Raw genomic sequence first — 17,521 nt, 5'->3', positions numbered from 1 at the left:
CGCCATGGCCGACGCCCTTCTCCAGGAAATCATCCTCGCCGAGCCGCGCGGTTTCTGCGCCGGCGTGGACCGCGCCATCGAGATCGTGGAACGTGCGCTGCAGAAGTTCGGCGCGCCCATCTACGTGCGCCACGAGATCGTGCACAACACCTACGTGGTGAACGATCTCAAGGCCAAGGGCGCGATCTTCATCGAAGAGCTCTCCGACGTGCCACCCGGCGCCACGCTGGTCTTCAGCGCCCACGGCGTGAGCCGCGCGGTGCAGGAAGAGGCGAAAGCGCGCGGCTTCTCGATCTTCGACGCCACCTGCCCGCTGGTGACCAAGGTCCACGTCGAGGTCGCCAAGCTGGCGCGCGAGGGCTACGAATTCATCATGATCGGCCACAAGGGCCATCCCGAGGTGGAAGGCACCATGGGCCAGCTCGACCACGGCATCCACCTGGTGGAAGACGTGGCCGACGTGCAGCGCGTGCAGCCCGCGCAGACCGAGAAGCTGGCCGTGGTCACGCAGACCACGCTGAGCGTGGACGACGCGGCCGAGATCACCGCCGCCGTGCGCGCCCGCTTCCCGAAGGTGCGCGAGCCCAAGCAGCAGGACATCTGCTATGCCACGCAGAACCGGCAGGACGCGGTCAAGCTGCTGAGCGGGCAGGTCGATCTGGTGATCGTGGTGGGCAGCCCCACCAGCTCCAACAGCAACCGCCTGCGCGAGCTCGCCGCACGGCTGGGCACCACCGCCTACATGGTGGACAGCGCCGCCGAGCTGCAGGCCGAATGGTTCGACGGCGTGGCACGCGTGGGCCTCACGGCGGGCGCATCGGCCCCGGAAATTCTGGTGCGCGATGTGATCGACCGTATCAAGGCGTTGGGCGCGGTGTCGGTCCGCAAGATGGACGGCATCGAGGAAACCATCAAGTTCCCGCTGCCCAAGGGCCTGAAGATCGACGCGGCGACCGGCCTGGAGATCAGCGTGCGCAACCCCGAGACCGGCCCCGCGGCCTATTGATTGCTACTCTTCTGATAGCTGCAGGCCTTTGTGTGGAGCGCGCTGCAGCCGATTTTGGTGTTGAAAACGGGCGCGCGGCAGGGCTGCGCGCCGGCACTGCAGGGGCCGCCATAGCCCTGGCCGCCATCGGATTTCCTACAATCCAGGTCTGTTCGACTCCGAGGAAGCATCTCGCTTCCCCTTTATGGAAATAGCAATACTTTTCGCCCTCATCCTCCTCAATGGCTTGTTTGCCATGTCGGAGCTGGCACTGGTCTCGGCGCGCAAGGCGCGGCTGCAGAAGCTGGCAGATGAGGGCGACAGCGGCGCAGTCGCCGCCATGAAGCTGGGTGAAGACCCCACCCGCTTCCTCTCCACCATCCAGATCGGCATCACCTCCATCGGGGTGCTCAACGGTATCGTCGGCGAGGCCGCCCTGGCCGAGCCGCTCGGCGAATGGCTGCGGGCCATGGGCATGCACGACAAGGCCGCCGGCTACACGGCCACCGGCGTGGTCGTGATGGTCATCACCTACTTCTCCATCGTCGTGGGCGAACTGGTGCCCAAGCGCCTGGGCCAGAGCTACCCCGAAACGCTGGCCCGTCTGGTCGCCCGCCCCATCAACTGGCTGGCCCTGGCCACCAAGCCCTTCGTGCGGCTGCTTTCGGCCTCCACCCAGGGCCTGCTGAGCCTGCTGGGCGTCAAGGACAACGGCGCCAGCGCCGTGACCGAGGCCGAGATCCACGCCGTGCTGGCCGAAGGCACCAGCGCCGGCGTGATCGAATCGCACGAGCACCAGATGGTGCGCAACGTGTTCCGTCTGGACGACCGCCAGATCGGCTCGCTGATGGTGCCGCGCGCCGACGTGGCCTACCTCGACGTCGAAGAGCCGTTCGAGGAAAACCTGCGCCGCATCGAGGAATCCGACCACGCCCGCTTCCCCGTCGTGCGCGGCGGCATGGAGAACATCCTGGGCGTGCTGAACGCGCGCCAGTGGCTCTCGCGCACGCTGCGCGAAGGCCACGGCGTGCTGGTGGGCGATGCCGAGACGAACGGCCGCGACCTGGCGCGCCAGCCGCTGCAGACGGCGCTCTACGTGCCAGAGACCATCACCGGCATGGAACTGCTGGACAACTTCCGCCAGTCCGACCTGCACATGGCCTTCGTCATCGACGAATACGGCGAAGTGCAGGGCATCGTCACGCTGCAGGACCTGATCGAGGCCATCACCGGCGAATTCCACGCCCGCGACCCCGAGACCTCCTGGGCCGTGCAGCGCGAAGACGGCAGCTGGCTGCTGGACGGCCACATCCCCGTGCCCGAGCTGAAGGACCGCCTGGACCTCGCCTCCGTGCCCGAGGAAGACCGGGGCCGCTACCACACGCTGAGCGGCATGGTCATGCTGCTGACCGGCAAGTTGCCCAAGGTGACCGACACCGTGCAGTGGGAAGGCTGGCAGTTCGAGGTGGTGGACATGGACGGCAAGACCATCGACAAGGTCCTCGCCAGCCCGCTGCCCGAGGTGGACATCGCCGAGAACTCCCTGCCCCTGGCGCACTGAGCGGGGGGGGGGAGGGCGTCAGGGCCGCACAGGGCCTGCGCGGCGCCCTCAGCTCCAGAGATCCAGCGGCGGGTCCGCCGCCACGGCCTTCAGGATGTCGGTGCGTGAGAGAAAACCGATGAGCTGCCCGCGCTCGTCGGTCACCGGCAGGCCCGGCAGGCCCGTCTCCAGCAGCACGCCCGCCACGCGGCGCAGCTCGGTCTCGTCCGAAACGGTCGGTATGGGGCTGATCATCACCTCCTGCACCGGCCGGCGCGCCAGCGCGATGGCGTCCTTCACGGCGCCGGGTTCGGGCAGCAGGTCCAGCGGCGCCATGTCGGCGCGCAGCAGCAGGCCCACCACCTGGCCGCGTTCATCCACCACCGGCGCCTGCGCCACGTGGTGCTCGGCCAGCGTCTGCCAGGCATCGTTCACGCGCACGTCGGGCCGCACCGTCACCGCGCCCTCGCTCATCACGTCCTTGACCCGCGACAGGGGCTGCCGCGGCTCCTGCGGGCCTTGTTCCGTCTGCGCGTAGGCGGCCACCGCCTGCGCCAGCATGCCCACGGGCGGCGTGGCCGGGGCGGGGGCTGGTGAGGCGGTGGAGGGCGGTGCGGTAAACACCGGCTCGGCCCCGTCCTGCTCGCGCGTGCGCAGGGCCTGCGGGCGCAGCACGCGCCGCACGGGCGCCACCTGCGCGAGCTTTTCCGGGCCGCCCCGGTACACCTGGCCCAACGGGCCGAACACGTAGAACATGGACCGATCTCCCCTTCAGCGAATCGGGGCCCGCAACGCAGGCGCTCCGTCGCCATTGTTATCGGCGCCCGTGCTCGCCGACGCAGGGCGGCTGTGTATCCGCTTGTGTGAACGGGGCGGTCTGGCGGTGGCAGGCGGTGCCGGCGCCCTAGACTGCAGGTCTCGCCCTTTTCCTGTTCCTCTCCTCCTTCTCTCACTCCCCTCGTGGATGCCTGAACCCATGATCGATCGTTCCGCCATCGCCGCCGCCAGCCAGCGGCTCGCCTCCCGCCCCGGCTTCCTGCGCGCCACGCCCCTCGCGCAGTTGAGCGGCGCCGCCCTGGGCGTGCCCTGCGCGCAGGTCTGGCTGAAGCTGGAGCAGCTGCAGACGGGCGGCAGCTTCAAGGCGCGCGGCATGATGAACCGGCTGCTCGCCAACCCCGTGCCGGAGAGCGGCGTCATCATCGCCTCCGGCGGCAATGCCGGCATCGCCACGGCGGCCGCCGCCCGTGCGCTGGGCGTGCGCTGCGAGGTCTTCGTGCCCGAGGTCTCGCCCGAGGCCAAGCGCGCCCGCCTGCGCCAGCTGGGCGCCGAGGTGATGGTGCGCGGCGCCGCGTATTCCGAAGCGCTGCAGGCCTGCCTGGAGCGCCAGCAGGCCACGGGCGCGCTGCTCACGCACGCCTACGACCAGCCCGAGGTGGTGGCCGGCGCCGGCACGCTCGCGCAGGAGATCGAGGCCCAGGCCGGCCGGCTGCCCGACACGCTGCTCGTCAGCGTGGGCGGCGGCGGCTTGATCGCCGGCGTGGCCGCCTGGGTGGACAGCCGCGCCCACGTCGTCGCACTGGAGCCCGAGCGCGCGCCCACGCTGCACAGCGCCCGCGCCGCGGGCCGGCCCGTCGATGTGGACGTGGGCGGCATCGCGGCCGATTCGCTGGGCGCACGCCGCATCGGCGACATCGCCTGGCAGGTGGCGCAGCAGCACGTGCATGCCAGCCTGCTGCTGACCGACGATGCCATCCGCGCCGCCCAGCAGTGGCTCTGGCGCGAACTCAAGCTGGCCGTGGAGCCGGCCGCCGCGCTGGGCCTCGCGGCGCTGCAAAGCGGCGCCTACCGGCCGCGCGAGGGCGAAACCGTGGCGCTCATCCTGTGCGGCGCCAACTGCGATCCGGCCGGCGTCGCCTGAGTCCGCGCCCCCTGGGAGATCGTGGGCGCGTTCTAAAATCGCCGCCTATGCTCGACATCCTCCTTCTCCGCAAAGACCTCGACTCCGCCATCGCCCGGCTGGAAACCCGCAAAAAGCCGCAGGCATTCCTGAACGTGGAGGCCTTCCAGGCGCTGGAGTCCGAGCGCAAGACGCTGCAGACCCGCACCGAAGAGCTGCAGGCGCAGCGCAACCAGCTCTCCAAGCAGATCGGCATGCTCATGAGCCGGGGCGACAAGGACGGCGCCGAAGCCGCCAAGGCCCAGGTGGCCGCGTCCAAGATCGAGCTGGAACAATCCGCCGCGCGGCTGGAGCAGATCCAGGCCGAACTGCAGGCCATGCTGGTGGTCGTGCCCAACCTGCCGCACGCCTCGGTGCCCGAAGGCAGCGACGAGACCGGCAACGTCGAAGTGCGCCGCTGGGGCACGCCGCCCAGCTTCGCCTTCGAGGCCAAGGACCATGTGGACGTCGGCACGCCCCTGGGCCTGGACTTCGACATGGGCGTGAAGCTCTCGGGCTCGCGCTTTACCGTCATGAAGGGCGGCATCGCCCGCCTGCACCGCGCCCTCGCGCAATTCATGCTGGACGTGCAGACCCAGGAACACGGCTACACCGAGTGCTACGTGCCCTATGCCGTGAACGCGGATTCGCTCAAGGGCACGGGCCAGCTGCCCAAGTTCGAAGGCGACCTGTTCGCCGCCAAGAAGGGCGGCCAGGACGGCGAACCCGTGCCCGACAACGCCGCGCTCTACCTCATCCCCACCAGCGAAGTGCCGCTGACCAACTTCGTGCGCGACGTGGTCGTGCCCGAGGCGGAACTGCCCATCAAGCTCACCGCGCACACGCCGTGCTTCCGCTCCGAAGCCGGCAGCTACGGCCGCGACACGCGCGGCATGATCCGCCAGCACCAGTTCGACAAGGTCGAGATGGTGCAGATCGTCCACCCCGACAAGAGCTACGACGCGCTGGAAGAGATGACCCGGCACGCCGAAACCATCCTGCAAAAGCTCGGCCTGCCGTACCGCGTCGTGCTGCTGTGCGCGGGCGACATGGGCTTCGGCGCCGCCAAGACCTACGACCTGGAAGTCTGGCTGCCCGCGCAGAACACCTACCGCGAGATCAGCTCCGTCAGCAACTGCGAAGCCTTCCAGTCGCGCCGCCTGCAGGCCCGCTTCAAGAACGCCCAAGGCAAGAACGAGCTGCTGCACACCCTGAACGGCTCGGGCCTGGCCGTGGGCCGCACCCTGGTCGCCGTGCTCGAGAACTACCAGCAGGCCGACGGCAGCGTGGTCGTGCCCGAAGTGCTGCGCCCCTACATGGGCGGCGTGGCGCTGCTCACTGCCTGAAAACCTTGCTATACTCGCAGGCTTCGACACACAGGAGAGGTGGCAGAGTGGTCGAATGTACCTGACTCGAAATCAGGCGTAGTGGCAACACTACCGTGGGTTCGAATCCCACCCTCTCCGCCAAAATGAACAAAGCCCTTGATGGTCCATCAAGGGCTTTTTTCTTTGTGCGGCATGGCTTCGAAGTTGTTTGTCCAAAACGTCCAACTTCCATGTCCGACTCCACGTGTTCTGCGTCTCCGCCAGCCACAACTCAGCCGGGCTTCGATGCGTTGGCGCCCGAGCCTGCTTCCTCAACGGTCGGCGCTTCCACTGGCCACCCGAAAGCGACGTTCAGCGACTCTGACGCGTCAGCCACCGGCCTTTCGGGCTGGACACCTCGTCTGGGTTCAACCGATCTTTCCAGCGGGGCCAATGGCATCTGGTACATGCGCCTGGTCGTGCCCGAGCACATTCGGGCTCGCCATCCCAAACTGCCCCGCGAACTGAGACGCTCAACTAAGGTGGCCCTAAAGAGACTCGCGCTCGTCAAATCGCGAGAAATGTGCTTTGACTTCTTTGTCAAGTACGGCTCTGGAGCTCCCATGCTCACACTTGACGAGAAACCTGACGAATCCTTCGCGCTCTTCTACGAGAACGGCAAGATTCGCATCGACCATTCGCCATCCGCGAGTGGGGAAATGTATTGACCCAGCAAAACCTGCTCAGGTCATGCCGCTAATGCAAATGCCTCAGCGGGAGTCCTCATGTTCAGCGCCTGATGCGGGCGCTGGTGGTTGTAGAAATGGATCCAGTCCGCGATCACTCGGCTGGCGTGTTGCAGCGATTCGAAGCGGTGGCGATGCACGCATTGCTCCTTGAGCGTGCGGATCACCCGCTCGACCATCCCGTTCTGCTCGGGGCTGTGCGGCGTGATGAACTCCTGTCGCAGGCCGTAGCTCCTGACCAAGGCCGTGAAGCTGCGGCTGGTGAAGACCAGGCCATTGTCTGAGCGCAGCAGGAACGGCGCCGGCACCCGACCCAGCGTTCCAAAGCGCGCGATCAGCGCCTGCTCCAGCGCCGATTCGGCTGTCTTTGACTTGCCGCTGCGCGACAGATGCCAGCCCAGCAGTTCGCGGCTGTGGCAGTCGATGACCAGCGCCATCGTCGTCCAGCCATCGCGCCCCGCCCAGACCCGGCACATGTCCGTCGCCCAGCGTTCATTCGGCGCCTTCGCCACCGAGGGCAATGACTGGATGCGGGGTCTGAAACCCACCGGGCGCTTTTGCACCTGCCAGCCCTTGAGCTGGAAGATGCGCTGCACGGTGTTCTTGTTGAACCCCAGCAGGTGCGCCACCGTGCGGTAGCCGAACGAGGGGTTCTCCTCGATCATGGCCTTGACCGGAGCGACCAACCTGTCCTGCAGTTTCGGCGCGGCCTTCACCGGCTTGTAGTACACGCTGCGGCGCGGCACGCCGAACCACCGGCACAGCTTGCTGATCGAGACGGTGATGCCTTCGGCTTGGAGTCCCTGAGGGATCGTCTCGATCACTTCTCGTCCTCGCCCAGCAGGGACTGCAATTTTTTTCGGGCACGCAACTCCAGCATGGCCTCGCCGTAGGCCTCCTGCAGATCCTTGAGCTGGCGCTCGTACTGCTCGCGCACGTCCTGCGGGTTCGCCTTCAGAGCGTTCTCCATGCCCTTGCGGCCATCCTCCACCCAGCCCTCGATCTCCGAGGGTGGCAGGTCATAGGCCCGGCTTGCCTCGGACACGCTGGTTTTGCCCTGGATGATCTCCAGCACCAACGCCGTCTTGCGCTTTGCCGTCCAGCGCTTGATCTCTTCTTCCATCAACGTACTCACGATGTCTTCCTTCCAAAGATAACACCTGAGCAGGGTTTCACTGGGTCAATACAGGTGATCGGCTCCGCGCTAGGCGAGACAAAAGGCCGGCGCGGAGCCGGCCCGCGTGGCGGCTAGAACTTGTAGGTGACTTTTGCCCATGCATTGCGCGGCGTGCCCTGGGTGTAGCCGTTGTAGCCGCCCAGGCCGCTGTAGTAGCGCTTGTCGCTGAGGTTTTCGATGTTGAGCGACGCGCTCAGCTGCTTGGTGAAGTCGTAGCGTGCCATCAGCCCCAGCAAAGTGATGCCACCCTGCATGGCGGTGCCCAGGCCATAGGCTTCGTTGTAGTAGATGCCGCTCTGGTAGCTCACGCTGCCGCCAATCGTGAGCTTGCTCCATTCGCCGGGAAGGCGATAGCTTGTCGAGATGCGTAGCAGGCGGCGTGGCAGCGGCGTGTTCAGCAGCACGTCGTTCGCGTCGCGCTTGGCATGATAGGTATAGCCGCCCATGATCTGCCAGCCGCGCGTGAGTTCACCCGACACTGTGGCCTCGAAGCCCTTGCTGCGCGCACCCTTCACCGCGCGCGACGGGATGGTGCCGTCGGGTAACGGCTCCGCGCCGTCGATGTTCACGGCCAGATTTTCTTCCTGCGTGCGGAACACGGCGAAGCTGGTGTTGAGCCTGCCGTCCATGTGCTCGCCCTTGACGCCGACCTCGACGTTGTGGCCCCGCTTGGGGGCCAGCACGTTGTTGTCCACGCCCTTGGCGGTATTGGGCTGGAAGATATCGGTATAGCTGGCGTAGACCGAGAACTCCTTGTTCACGTCGTACACGACGCCGAAGTAGGGGGTGAACACACCCTTCTCCCTGGCGGGCTGCGAGTAGCTGGTGATGGCTTCGCCGCTGGTCAGATCGGTCGAGTAACCCTTGTTGCGATACCAGGTGACCCGGCCACCGACGATGACCGAGAGGCTGTCCGTCGGCCGCAGGCGGGTCGATCCGTAGATGGCCCGCTGCTCGGTCTGTTCGCCGAAGCTTAGGATCGGGTAGTTGAACTGGGGCTGCTGCGATGCAGCAATGTTGTAGAGGCTGATCTCCTCCCGATCTTCGTTGTTGGGAAGGGAGTTGTTTTTGTAGACCGAGTACGTGTAGCGGTTCACGTTGGCGCCAAAGCTCGCCTGGTGCTTGCGGCCAAACAGCTCGAAGGGGCCGGTGGCGTAGAGGTCGAAGGACTTGTTGCGGCCGTCGGCTGGGTTGTCGCCGCGATCGAGAACGCCTTGCTGGGTGGCAGAGTCGAACGAGGAAGGGTAGAGCCAGAGGTCGCCGCCCGCACGGTCGCGCTTGTTCTTCACGATCGCGCCCTCTGCCTTGACCCGCCATCCGTTGTTCAGCCGATGCTCGAAGTTCAGGAAGAAGCGGTTGGTGGCCATGTCCCAATGGCTCCAGGGGGCGCTGGAATTGAAGGACACGGGCAGGTGGGTACGGCTGCCATCGCTGTAGAAGAGGGGAGTCTGGCCGAAGTTTGCGCCTTTGATCGCGTTCTTCTGGTATTCGTAGCCGAGCGCCACCGTGGTGCTGGGCGTGACGTCGATTTCGACGATGCCGAAGAAGACGTCGTTGCGCTGCTTCTTGTGGTCGGTGAAAGTGTCGCCATCGGAATGGGACGCCACGACGCGGCCGCGCACCGTACCCGATTCGTTCAACTTGCCGCCCAGGTCGGTTTCGGCGTCGTAGCGGTTCCATGAACCGACGCCGGCGGACACGTAGCCCGAGAATTCCGTGGTGGGACGCTTACGCACCAGGTTGATCGAGCCGCCGGGCGTGCCCACGCCATTGAGCAGGCCCGCCGCGCCGCGGACGACCTCCACACGGTCGTAGATGGCGGTGCTGATCATGCTCGACTCGCCAGCTACGCTGCTGAAGGCCAGCGTTGGAATGCCGTCGATCATGGGGCTCAGGTCGAAGCCGCGTGACGAGTAGTTCACGCGCTCATCCTGCCTGTCCGCGACGATGCCTGGCGTCTGGCGCAGCACGTCGTTGAGGGAGACCAGGTTCTGGTCCTCGATCTGTTGACGCGTGATCACGCTGACCGACTGCGGCGTCTCACGCAGGGACAGGTCCATGCGGGTGCCCGCGCCGGTGACCCGCGTGGTGTACGAGCCGCTGCCCTCGGTCGTCCCATCGGCCGAGCCCTGGGCCGTCACGTTCACCTGCGGCAGCGTGGCGCGGTCCGACGAGACAGCCGGTTGGCGCTGCACCGTCACCTGCGAGGCGCCGCTGCGCGCGGCGACCAAGCCGCTGCCAGCCAGCAGCCGGTCGAGCGCCTGCTGCAGCGTGAAGTGCCCGGACAGTGCCGGAGCGCGCACGCCGGCCACCACATCGCCCGCTGCGAAGACCTGCATGCCGGTCTGACGGGAAAGCTCATTGAGCGCGGAGGCCAGCGATTGCGCCGGCACGTCGATATTGAACACCGCCGAGGCCTGCGTGGCGGGCTGCGCTTGGGCAACCCCGCTCCAGCTGACAAAGACCGTTCCGAAGGCGGTGGAGAGCGCGGCGCTCAGGAGACGGTTGCGAGGCGAAAAACGCATGGGTCGAAACTCCAAGTCTGAAAAGGCGACGTATTGACTGTCGAACGCGGTCATCGGCGGGCTTGCGTAGCCGTGGCGTTCATATGCAAGACGTTTGAAGGCGAAAAATAGAGACAGGAACTTTGGCGTCCTGCCGAGCGATCGCGGCGCTCGCCGGCCTTCAGCGTGGCTGAAGCTCCACGCTGCCGTCCGCACGGTGGATCGCGGACAGGGGCAGGATCGACGGCAGCGCAGCAATCAGTCCCGTGGAGTCGTTGGTGCGAAAGCGTCCCGACAGCCGCATGGCGCTGGTGCGCTGTCCCGTTGCGACGATGGGCTGCGCCCGGTAGCTGTTGACGGCTGCCAGTGCATCCGCGAGTGGCGTGTTCTCGAATACCAGCCAGCCGTCGCGCCAAGCGGAGAGCGCAGCGGTGTCGGCCTGCCGCACCGCATCGGCTTGACCATCGCGGATTTCCAGCAAATCGCCGCGCATCAGATCGATGGGCTCCGAGAGGGCATCGGCTTGGCGTTTCGCATGAGGCTGGCGCAACTGCACGCGCACGCGCACGCGCACGTGCCCGCGCTCGACGCCTACGGTCACGGGGCCGCCCCTGTCGCGCACCGTGAAGATGGTGCCGACCACCTCGATGACGGCCTCGCGGGTGTGGACCAGGAACGGCCTGCGGCTGTCGTGTGCCACCTCGAAGCGCACCTCACCGCGCGCAAGCCGCGCGATGCGGCGCTGCCGATACAGCGTGACCTCGATCTCGCTTTGCGGCGCGAGATCGAGCAGACTGCCCACGGAGCCTGCCTCCCCGGTCTCGCTGGTGCCATCCGGCAGCGTCACCTTCAGCATCTGCGACGTGCGCGTTGCGTATGCCGCCTGAAAGACAGGCTGCTGCCAGTACCACTGTGCGCCGCGGCCGGCAACGAGGCCGCCCCCCAACAGCCCGGCGATGGACAGCAACAGCTTGCGGCGTTGCGGCCCGCGCCGGGACGAAGGGTCGGCATGCGCCGACATGGCGGCTTCGGGTTCGTCGAAGTGCGCGCGCAGGCCATCGGCCATGCCGCTAAGCGCATCCCAGCGATGGCGCGCCTCCAGCAAGGCCGCCGCGTGCTCCGGCGACTTGCTGCGCCATTGGTTCATGGCCGCGCGGGCGCGCTGTGCGGCCTCGCCGGGCGCTACCTCGCCTTCGACGATCAGCGCGAGCGCACGCTCGATCAGTCGTTCACGCGGAGCGCCCACTGCCATGCCGTCGCTCACGAGAAGTCTTCGGCGAGCGCAGTGTCGAAGCCTGCGTGGTTGTGCACATGCTGCGGCTCGATCAGTTCTGCGCGCAGTTCGGTGAACACCCGCGAGCAATCGATTGTGGTGCGCAGCAGGTGCTTGGCCACCGCCATCTCGGTGATCTTCAGACGCTCGGCGATCTCGGCGCGGGTGTGGCCGTAGGCTCGGAACAGCAGAAAAACCTCGCGTCGCCGCGGCGGGAGATTCTCCAGTGTCTCGACCACGCGCGCGAGCACGCGTTGCTGCGCGAGCAGGTACTCGCTGGAAGGGGCCACGAGATGTGCGCCAACCGCGGCCTGCGTTCCTACCCATTCCTGTGCCACCTTGCGCCGGCGGGCCTCGTCGATGCACAGGTTGCGGGCCACCCTAAAGAGCAGGCCGCGCGGCGCTTCGATGCCGCCGTTCGCGTCGTCGCAAGGGGCACCGCGCGACTTCGTTGCCTGTGCGTACACCCGCTCGAAGCTCGACTGCGCGATGTCCGCCGCGTAATGAGGATCCCTCAGGTCGCGAGTGAGCTGTCGGCGCAAGTCCGCATAGTGAGTAACAAGTTCCTGAACGAGGTCGCGCATCCGGCCGCCTTCTCGCAAACATCGACGATGGGCCCTGGGAGCACGGTCGCCGGTCTTGCCTTCGGGCTCGTCACCTTTGGCAAGGAATGAGGAGCCGGCGAGGCGGCAGGACGCTGGGGTGATCCCTAGAGTTTTTAATAATAACGATTCTCATTAATTATATCGCCGCACGATATCCGAGGCGTTAAATCACGGCGTCCGGCAACGGCGTGCGCCCGCCGGCACGCGAGGCCTGCGCTGGACCGGCTTCCGTTCAAGCGCAAAAGCGGTGCCAATGACTCACCTCCGCACCATCCGCTGAAGTCCACCCGAAGGGCGCCAAGATTGCAGACGCCTTCGGTGGAGCCTTCGCAAATGCAATGCGGTAGGCCGGGTGCAACGAGCCGGATCAAAACGACATCTGCGCCGAGAACGCCACGCTGCGCGGATTGCCCAAGTAGTAGCTGTTGAGCCAGTAGTCGCGGTTGGCGACGTTGTTTACCGTCAGGCGCAGCGACACCGGCTTGCCCGAGACCTTGGTCGCGTAGCGCAGGCCGAGGTCGACGGTGGTGAACGAGGGCAGGCGGCTGGTGTTGGTCGCGGTCGCCCACTGCTTGCCGACGTGATAGATGCCGCCGGTCAGGCTGAGGCCGGGCACGAAGGACAGCTCGTACTCGGTATAGAGCTTGGCCAGCAGCTTCGGCACGTTCATCGGCGCGTTGTTGTTGTACGCGCCGCCCTCGACCTTGGCTGTGAACCAAGTCAGGCCGCTTACGATGCTCCACGATTTTGTCAGCTTGCCCGAAGCCGAAACCTCGGCGCCGCGATGGCGCTGCTTGCCGTCCTGGCGATAGGTGTTATTGAGGTCGGTGTACTCGTAGGACTTCTCGATGTCGAACAGCGCGCCGCTCAGCAGCACGCTGCCGAGCTCCGCCTTCGCGCCGACTTCGTTCTGCTTGCTCTGCATCGGCGGCATCACGCTCAGGCTGTTGGATGCGGTCAGCGGCGCGATGCCGCCGGGCTCCAGGCCCTCGATATAGGTCGCGTAGGTGGTCAGCCACGGCTGCGGCTTGAAGATCAGAGAGACGTTGGGTGAGGTGCGCGAACGGTCGTAGTCCGGCTGGTTCGGCGCGCCGTAACGGTTGCGGTCGAGCTTCTTGATGGTGCTGCGGTTGGCACCCACCAGCACCGACCACTGGTCGTTGAAGCGAATCATGTCGCCGATCACCCAGTTCTCGTTGCTGATGCGGCTCGAGTAGTACATGGAGTTCGGCGGGATGGCCGGCCAGATCGGCTGCAACACGTGGTTGGGCGTGCTAAAGCCGTTCGGCCCGAGGTAGCCTGTGTTCGGGGCGTAGGAGGTCTGCCATTGCGTGTCTTCGAGGCCGTAGTAGCCCATAGTGAGCTTGTGTCCGACCGGGCCGGTATCGAACGACAGGTCGGCGAGGGCCTGCCAGGCCTCGGACTTGGTCTTGGTCGGGCCCGAGTGAATACGGATCTGGTAGTACTCGGTGGGCGAGCGCACCGAGTTCTGGGTGTGGTCCTGCTTGGGCCGTTCCTGGCTGTCGCGCAGATAGGCCGCGCGCAGCGTGAGATGGGCGTTGGCCTCGTAGATGGCCTTGGCCATCAGCTTGCGGCTCTCGGTCTCATCCTGGATCCAGGGCTGGCCCCAGTTCTTGCTCGAATCTGGCGCCTGGATGCGGCGCACGCCCTCGCGGAACGACCAATAGGCCGTGGGCGCCTGCATCTTGTAGTCGCTGTAGCTCGCGCCGAGCTCAAGCTTGAGCTTGTCGGTGATCTTGACGTCGAGCGCCAGGCTCGCGAGCGAGCGGTCGATCTTCTGGTCGTCGACGGCGGTCCCGCCCTCCTGACGCACGAGGTTGAGGCGGTAGCCCACGCGGCCTTCGCTGTCGAACTGGCCGCCGAAGTCGCCGTGCACGTAGTACTGGCTGCCGCCGTAGTTGCCCACCGTCACGCTGTTAAGGCGCTCCAGCGTCGGACGCTTGTTGACGTAGTTCACCATGCCGCCGGGCGAGGCAGCACCGAACAGGAAGCCCGAGAGCCCGTTGAGCACCTCAACGCGCTCCTTGTCTTCCAGCGAGGCGGCGAAGCCGAACGCACGGCGCAGGCCGTCCTCGGCGCGGTCGTAGCTGCTGAAGCCGCGGATCTTGACCATTGGTGCCCAGCCACTGGCCTGCGGCGTCTGCGACAGGGTTGAGGGGCTGACCTTGTAGACGTCGTCGGGCGACTGCGCCTGGATGTTCTGCAGCAGTTCGCGCGGCACCACGTTGATCGCGAACGGCGCATCGCGCAGGTCCATGTTGCCGAGCGCGCCGACCGAGGTAGCAGAGCGGGCGCGGTAGCCATCCGCTGCCAAGCCTTCGCTCTGGACCGAAGCCGTCGGGTCGGTATCGAGCGTCGAAGTCACGTACACCGGCGGCAGCGTGCGGGCAGTCTCGGCCGCGCCAGTGGCGCGGATGACCACCGCGGCGCCCTCGCGCGACGCTGCTAGGCCGCTGCCGGCGAGCAGCCGGTCGAGCGCCTGCTGGACGCTCAAGCGGCCCGAGACGGTCGGCGCGTGGATGCGCGATACCACCTCGCTCGACGCCAGGATCTGCGTGCCGGTCTGGCGCGACAGCTCGTTGAGCGCTGCGGCGAGCGGTTGCGCCGCCACGTTGATGTCGAAAGCGGGTGCTGTCGTTTGGCTCGATGTCTGAGCGAGTGCCGGACCGTTCCAGCTGACGAAGACGGTGCCGAAGGCGGCTGCAAGCGCGGCGCTTAAGATGCGGTGGCGAGGCGTAGAACGCATGGGTCGAGGCTCCAGGTCAAGGTAAATGCGACGTATTCCGTGATCGACGCCGGGTCCCGCGAAAACTCCGCGGCCTTGGCGATTCTCGATATACAAGACGTTTGAACTCGCCAAACAGAGACACTCACCGAAGCAGCGTGGCGCATGTGGGCGCCGCGGGCATGTTTTTCAGCGAGCCTGGAGCGCCACGCTGCCGTCGGCCTGCGGCACGGCCGTCAGCGGAAGGATCCTCGGCAGCAGCGCGACTAAGCCGACCGAGTCGTCGGTGCGCGCATCGCTGCTGATGATCGGGCGTGAGCGGTAGCTGTTGATCTCGGCCAGCGCATCGCGCAGCGGCGTGTTGTCGAACACCAGCCAGCCATCGCGCCAGGCCGATAGCGCCTGGGTGTCGGCCTGGCGTACGGCTTCGGCATGCCCGCCCCGTACCTCCACCAACTCGCCGCCGCGCAGGTCGGCGATCTCCACGGCGGGCGCCTCGGCGCCCTCGCGCGCGTGGAACAGCAGCGCACGCGGCGATTCGATGCCGGAGCAGTCCTTCGTGCCGTCGCTGCCCGATGATTTCGTGGCCTGGACGAACACCCTCTCAAAACTCGACTGCGCGATGTCCGCCGCTTAATGAGGATCTCTCAGGTCGCGAGTGAGCTGTCGGCGCAAGTCCGCATAGTGAGCTACAAGTTCCTGAACGAGGTCGCGCATCCGGCCGCCTTCTCGCAAACATCGACGATGGGCCCCGGGAGCACGGTCGCCGGTCGTGCCTCCGGGCTCGTCACATTCGACAAGGAATGACGAGCCGGCGATGCGGCAAGGCGCTGGGGTGATCCTGGGGTTTGTAATAAGAACGATTCTCATTAATTGTATCACCGCACGATGTCCGAGGCGTTGAATCACGGCGGCAGGCAACGGCGTGCGTCCGGCGGCCTGCGCCGCACCGGCTTCCGTTCAGGCGCAAAAGCGGTGCCAATGACTCACCTCCGCACCATCTGCTGAAGTGCACCCGAAGGGCGCCAAGCTTGCAGACGCCTTCGGTGGAGCCTTCGCAAATGCAATGCGGTAGGCATCGACTCGAAATCAGAACTGCCGCACTTCTCTCAAGCCATCGTTGCTTAGAGGGCTGAGATACATTGATCGACAGGGGCGTGGAACTCCCACCCTCTCCGCCGAAATGAACAAAGCCTTTGGTGATGCATCAAGGGCTTTTTTCTTGGGTGCGCGGTTTATCCCGATCGACTGGCGCTGGAAGCCAGCGAAGTCGCCAGCTGTTTGGCCGACTTCGCACTGACCCCCTTGCCCGTGATCGACAGCGCTGGCGGATAGGCCAGCATCCGCGCAAAGACCTCTCGGACTTCTTCCGAGCGGATGTCGCCGATCAGCGCGATCGTCTCTGCCAATGGCGTCACGGTGCCATGCGCGAAAAGCTCTTCCACCGCTCGCTCCATCGTGGCGAAGGGCCGTTCGGCGGCGCGCACGCGGGAGACGGTCAGTTGGTTCTTCGCCCGTTCCAGATGGACCGGGTCGATGGCCGTCGCCTGGGCTTGCAGCAGTTCGCCGGTGGCCTGGACCAGTGCTTCGACCTTGTCCGGCGTGGTCACGGCATGCACGACGAAGTTGAGCCATGCGTCGCCGCTGTCGAGGGTTGCGTCGGCCGTGTAGGCCAGGCCCAGCCGTTCGCGCACCGCGTCCACCCACGGCGAGGACATGCCGCCGCCGAACAGGTTGGCGGCGAGCGCGGCGGCCAGGCGCCAGCGTTGTGGTGCATTGCCTTCGGGGCCCGTGGGCGCGAGCGGGTAGGCGAGATGCAGGAACACCTGCGAGACCTGCGTGAAACGCCGGGCCACGGCCTGGCCGGCATGGGGCGCGGGATCGGGCGGGTGTGATACGGCACCGCCGGGCGATGCCGGCATCGCCGCGAAGAGCTCTTCGGCAAGGCGCATCCAGGCTTCCACGTCGAAGTGGCCTGCGGCGGCGACGACGGTCTTGCCCGCCACGTAATGCTGCTGCACGTGGCGCACCAGATCGTCGCGGGTGAAGGCTTCGATGTTCTCGACCGTGCCTATCACGGGCATGCCCATGGGGGCGTCGCCCCAGAGGGCGCGGTCGAGCAGGTCGCTGGAGCTGTCCTCCGGGTCCTCGTCGTACTCGATGGCCTCCTGGCGGATCACTTCCAGCTCGCGCTGCAGTTCTGCCTCGGGAAATATGCTGTGGAGCACGATGTCGGCCGTCATGCGCAGCAGCTGCGGCGCGTGCTGACCCAGTCCGGTCATGAAGTAGCCGGTGCTGTCCTTGCCGGTGTAGGCGTTGACGTCCGCGCCCAGCCGTTCCGCATCAAGGTTGATGGCCTGCACGGAGCGCGTGGCCGTGCCCTTGAAGGCCATGTGCTCCAGCACATGGCTGATGCCGTTGGTGGCCGGCGTCTCGTCGCGGGAGCCGACGCGCAGGAAAACGCCCACGCTGGCGCTCTGCACGTGTGGCATGGGCAGGGCCATCAGACGGACGCCGTTGGGGAGCGTGCGCAGGATCGGGGTGGTAGGGGGCGTTGCCATCAGTCGTTGCCGTTTGCAGCTGCCGGGCACCACTTGCCGATGGGCGTGATGGCGCCATGCGCCTGGCTTGCGGGCTGGCGTTCGCAGGGGCATGGCCGGGTTCGGGTCTCTTGTCGTCGCATGCGGCATTGTCGCCGTGTG

Annotated in this window: 15 protein-coding genes and 1 tRNA gene; 7 read left to right on the top strand and 9 right to left on the bottom strand. The window is 66.3% G+C overall.

Features of this window, described 5'->3' with window-relative positions; all coding sequences use genetic code 11:
* Positions 1–4: 4 nt before the first annotated feature.
* Positions 5–1,006, top strand: coding sequence for a 4-hydroxy-3-methylbut-2-enyl diphosphate reductase (gene ispH, locus BM070_RS05435; protein ID WP_092938343.1), 1,002 nt, complete (start codon positions 5–7; stop codon positions 1,004–1,006).
* Positions 1,007–1,190: 184 nt separating this feature from the next.
* Positions 1,191–2,546, top strand: coding sequence for a hemolysin family protein (locus BM070_RS05430; protein WP_092938341.1), 1,356 nt, complete (start codon positions 1,191–1,193; stop codon positions 2,544–2,546).
* 48 nt (positions 2,547–2,594) lie between these two features.
* On the opposite strand, the gene BM070_RS05425 is transcribed toward BM070_RS05430, so the two are convergent.
* Positions 2,595–3,281: a CBS domain-containing protein gene (locus BM070_RS05425; RefSeq protein ID WP_092938339.1), complete on the bottom strand. Its 687-nt coding sequence runs from the start codon at positions 3,279–3,281 to the stop codon at positions 2,595–2,597.
* Between the two features lie 220 nt (positions 3,282–3,501).
* Between BM070_RS05425 and BM070_RS05420 the strand changes: the two genes are divergently transcribed.
* The 4 genes from BM070_RS05420 to BM070_RS24075 all read left to right on the top strand — a co-directional run bounded on the left by BM070_RS05420 (position 3,502) and on the right by BM070_RS24075 (position 6,496).
* The gene (locus BM070_RS05420; protein ID WP_092938337.1) at positions 3,502–4,443 is read left to right on the top strand and encodes a threonine/serine dehydratase; all 942 of its coding nucleotides are present in this window, start codon (positions 3,502–3,504) and stop codon (positions 4,441–4,443) included.
* Positions 4,444–4,490: 47 nt separating this feature from the next.
* Positions 4,491–5,807, top strand: a complete 1,317-nt coding sequence (gene serS, locus BM070_RS05415; RefSeq protein WP_092938335.1) for a serine--tRNA ligase — start codon at positions 4,491–4,493, stop codon at positions 5,805–5,807.
* 33 nt (positions 5,808–5,840) lie between these two features.
* Positions 5,841–5,930 (top strand) — tRNA-Ser (locus tag BM070_RS05410).
* 2 nt (positions 5,931–5,932) lie between these two features.
* A complete protein-coding gene (locus tag BM070_RS24075) occupies positions 5,933–6,496 on the top strand; it encodes a hypothetical protein (RefSeq protein ID WP_139222771.1) in 564 nt (187 codons plus the stop codon).
* A 20-nt stretch (positions 6,497–6,516) separates the two neighbouring features.
* On the opposite strand, the gene BM070_RS05405 is transcribed toward BM070_RS24075, so the two are convergent.
* From BM070_RS05405 to BM070_RS05375, 7 genes are all read right to left on the bottom strand, one after another.
* Complete coding sequence (locus BM070_RS05405; protein ID WP_092938333.1) at positions 6,517–7,338, bottom strand: IS3 family transposase; 822 nt, start codon at positions 7,336–7,338, stop codon at positions 6,517–6,519.
* Positions 7,335–7,649 (bottom strand): DUF1153 domain-containing protein, encoded by a 315-nt coding sequence (locus tag BM070_RS05400; RefSeq protein WP_076503396.1) that lies wholly within the window; start codon positions 7,647–7,649, stop codon positions 7,335–7,337. Before BM070_RS05400 ends, BM070_RS05405 begins: the two co-directional genes overlap by 4 nt.
* Before the next feature lie 113 nt (positions 7,650–7,762).
* Entirely contained in the window at positions 7,763–10,270 is a 2,508-nt protein-coding gene (locus BM070_RS05395; protein WP_092938331.1) for a TonB-dependent siderophore receptor, read from the bottom strand.
* Positions 10,271–10,376: 106 nt separating this feature from the next.
* Positions 10,377–11,459, bottom strand: coding sequence for a FecR family protein (locus BM070_RS05390; protein ID WP_245785114.1), 1,083 nt, complete (start codon positions 11,457–11,459; stop codon positions 10,377–10,379).
* On the bottom strand, positions 11,456–12,052 hold the full coding sequence (locus tag BM070_RS05385) for an RNA polymerase sigma factor (protein WP_092938329.1): 597 nt from the start codon (positions 12,050–12,052) through the stop codon (positions 11,456–11,458). The genes BM070_RS05390 and BM070_RS05385 overlap by 4 nt, the downstream gene beginning before the upstream one ends.
* A gap of 388 nt (positions 12,053–12,440) precedes the next feature.
* Entirely contained in the window at positions 12,441–14,840 is a 2,400-nt protein-coding gene (locus BM070_RS05380; protein WP_092938327.1) for a TonB-dependent siderophore receptor, read from the bottom strand.
* Between the two features lie 168 nt (positions 14,841–15,008).
* Complete coding sequence (locus BM070_RS05375) at positions 15,009–15,419, bottom strand: FecR family protein (RefSeq protein ID WP_092938325.1); 411 nt, start codon at positions 15,417–15,419, stop codon at positions 15,009–15,011.
* A gap of 84 nt (positions 15,420–15,503) precedes the next feature.
* Between BM070_RS05375 and BM070_RS25245 the strand changes: the two genes are divergently transcribed.
* On the top strand, positions 15,504–15,626 hold the full coding sequence (locus BM070_RS25245) for a hypothetical protein (protein WP_281245380.1): 123 nt from the start codon (positions 15,504–15,506) through the stop codon (positions 15,624–15,626).
* Positions 15,627–16,054: 428 nt separating this feature from the next.
* Here the strand turns inward: BM070_RS25245 and BM070_RS05370 are convergent, their stop codons facing one another.
* Positions 16,055–17,380, bottom strand: a complete 1,326-nt coding sequence (locus tag BM070_RS05370; protein WP_092938323.1) for a M16 family metallopeptidase — start codon at positions 17,378–17,380, stop codon at positions 16,055–16,057.
* Between the last annotated feature and the right edge of the window lie 141 nt (positions 17,381–17,521).

The organism is Paracidovorax wautersii (assembly GCF_900113035.1).
GTDB classification, from domain to species: domain Bacteria; phylum Pseudomonadota; class Gammaproteobacteria; order Burkholderiales; family Burkholderiaceae_C; genus Paracidovorax; species Paracidovorax wautersii.
Note: the sequence above shows the minus strand (reverse complement) of the source record. Positions and strands in the feature narration are given on the sequence as shown.

Coding starts and splice junctions, on each gene's coding strand:
- ispH (WP_092938343.1), top strand. CDS start 5: ATGGCCGACGCCCTTCTCCAGGAAATCATCCTCGCCGAGCCGCGCGGT.
- BM070_RS05430 (WP_092938341.1), top strand. CDS start 1,191: ATGGAAATAGCAATACTTTTCGCCCTCATCCTCCTCAATGGCTTGTTT.
- BM070_RS05425 (WP_092938339.1), bottom strand. CDS start 3,281: ATGTTCTACGTGTTCGGCCCGTTGGGCCAGGTGTACCGGGGCGGCCCG.
- BM070_RS05420 (WP_092938337.1), top strand. CDS start 3,502: ATGATCGATCGTTCCGCCATCGCCGCCGCCAGCCAGCGGCTCGCCTCC.
- serS (WP_092938335.1), top strand. CDS start 4,491: ATGCTCGACATCCTCCTTCTCCGCAAAGACCTCGACTCCGCCATCGCC.
- BM070_RS24075 (WP_139222771.1), top strand. CDS start 5,933: ATGAACAAAGCCCTTGATGGTCCATCAAGGGCTTTTTTCTTTGTGCGG.
- BM070_RS05395 (WP_092938331.1), bottom strand. CDS start 10,270: ATGACCGCGTTCGACAGTCAATACGTCGCCTTTTCAGACTTGGAGTTT.
- BM070_RS05385 (WP_092938329.1), bottom strand. CDS start 12,052: ATGCGCGACCTCGTTCAGGAACTTGTTACTCACTATGCGGACTTGCGC.
- BM070_RS05380 (WP_092938327.1), bottom strand. CDS start 14,840: ATGCGTTCTACGCCTCGCCACCGCATCTTAAGCGCCGCGCTTGCAGCC.
- BM070_RS05370 (WP_092938323.1), bottom strand. CDS start 17,380: ATGGCAACGCCCCCTACCACCCCGATCCTGCGCACGCTCCCCAACGGC.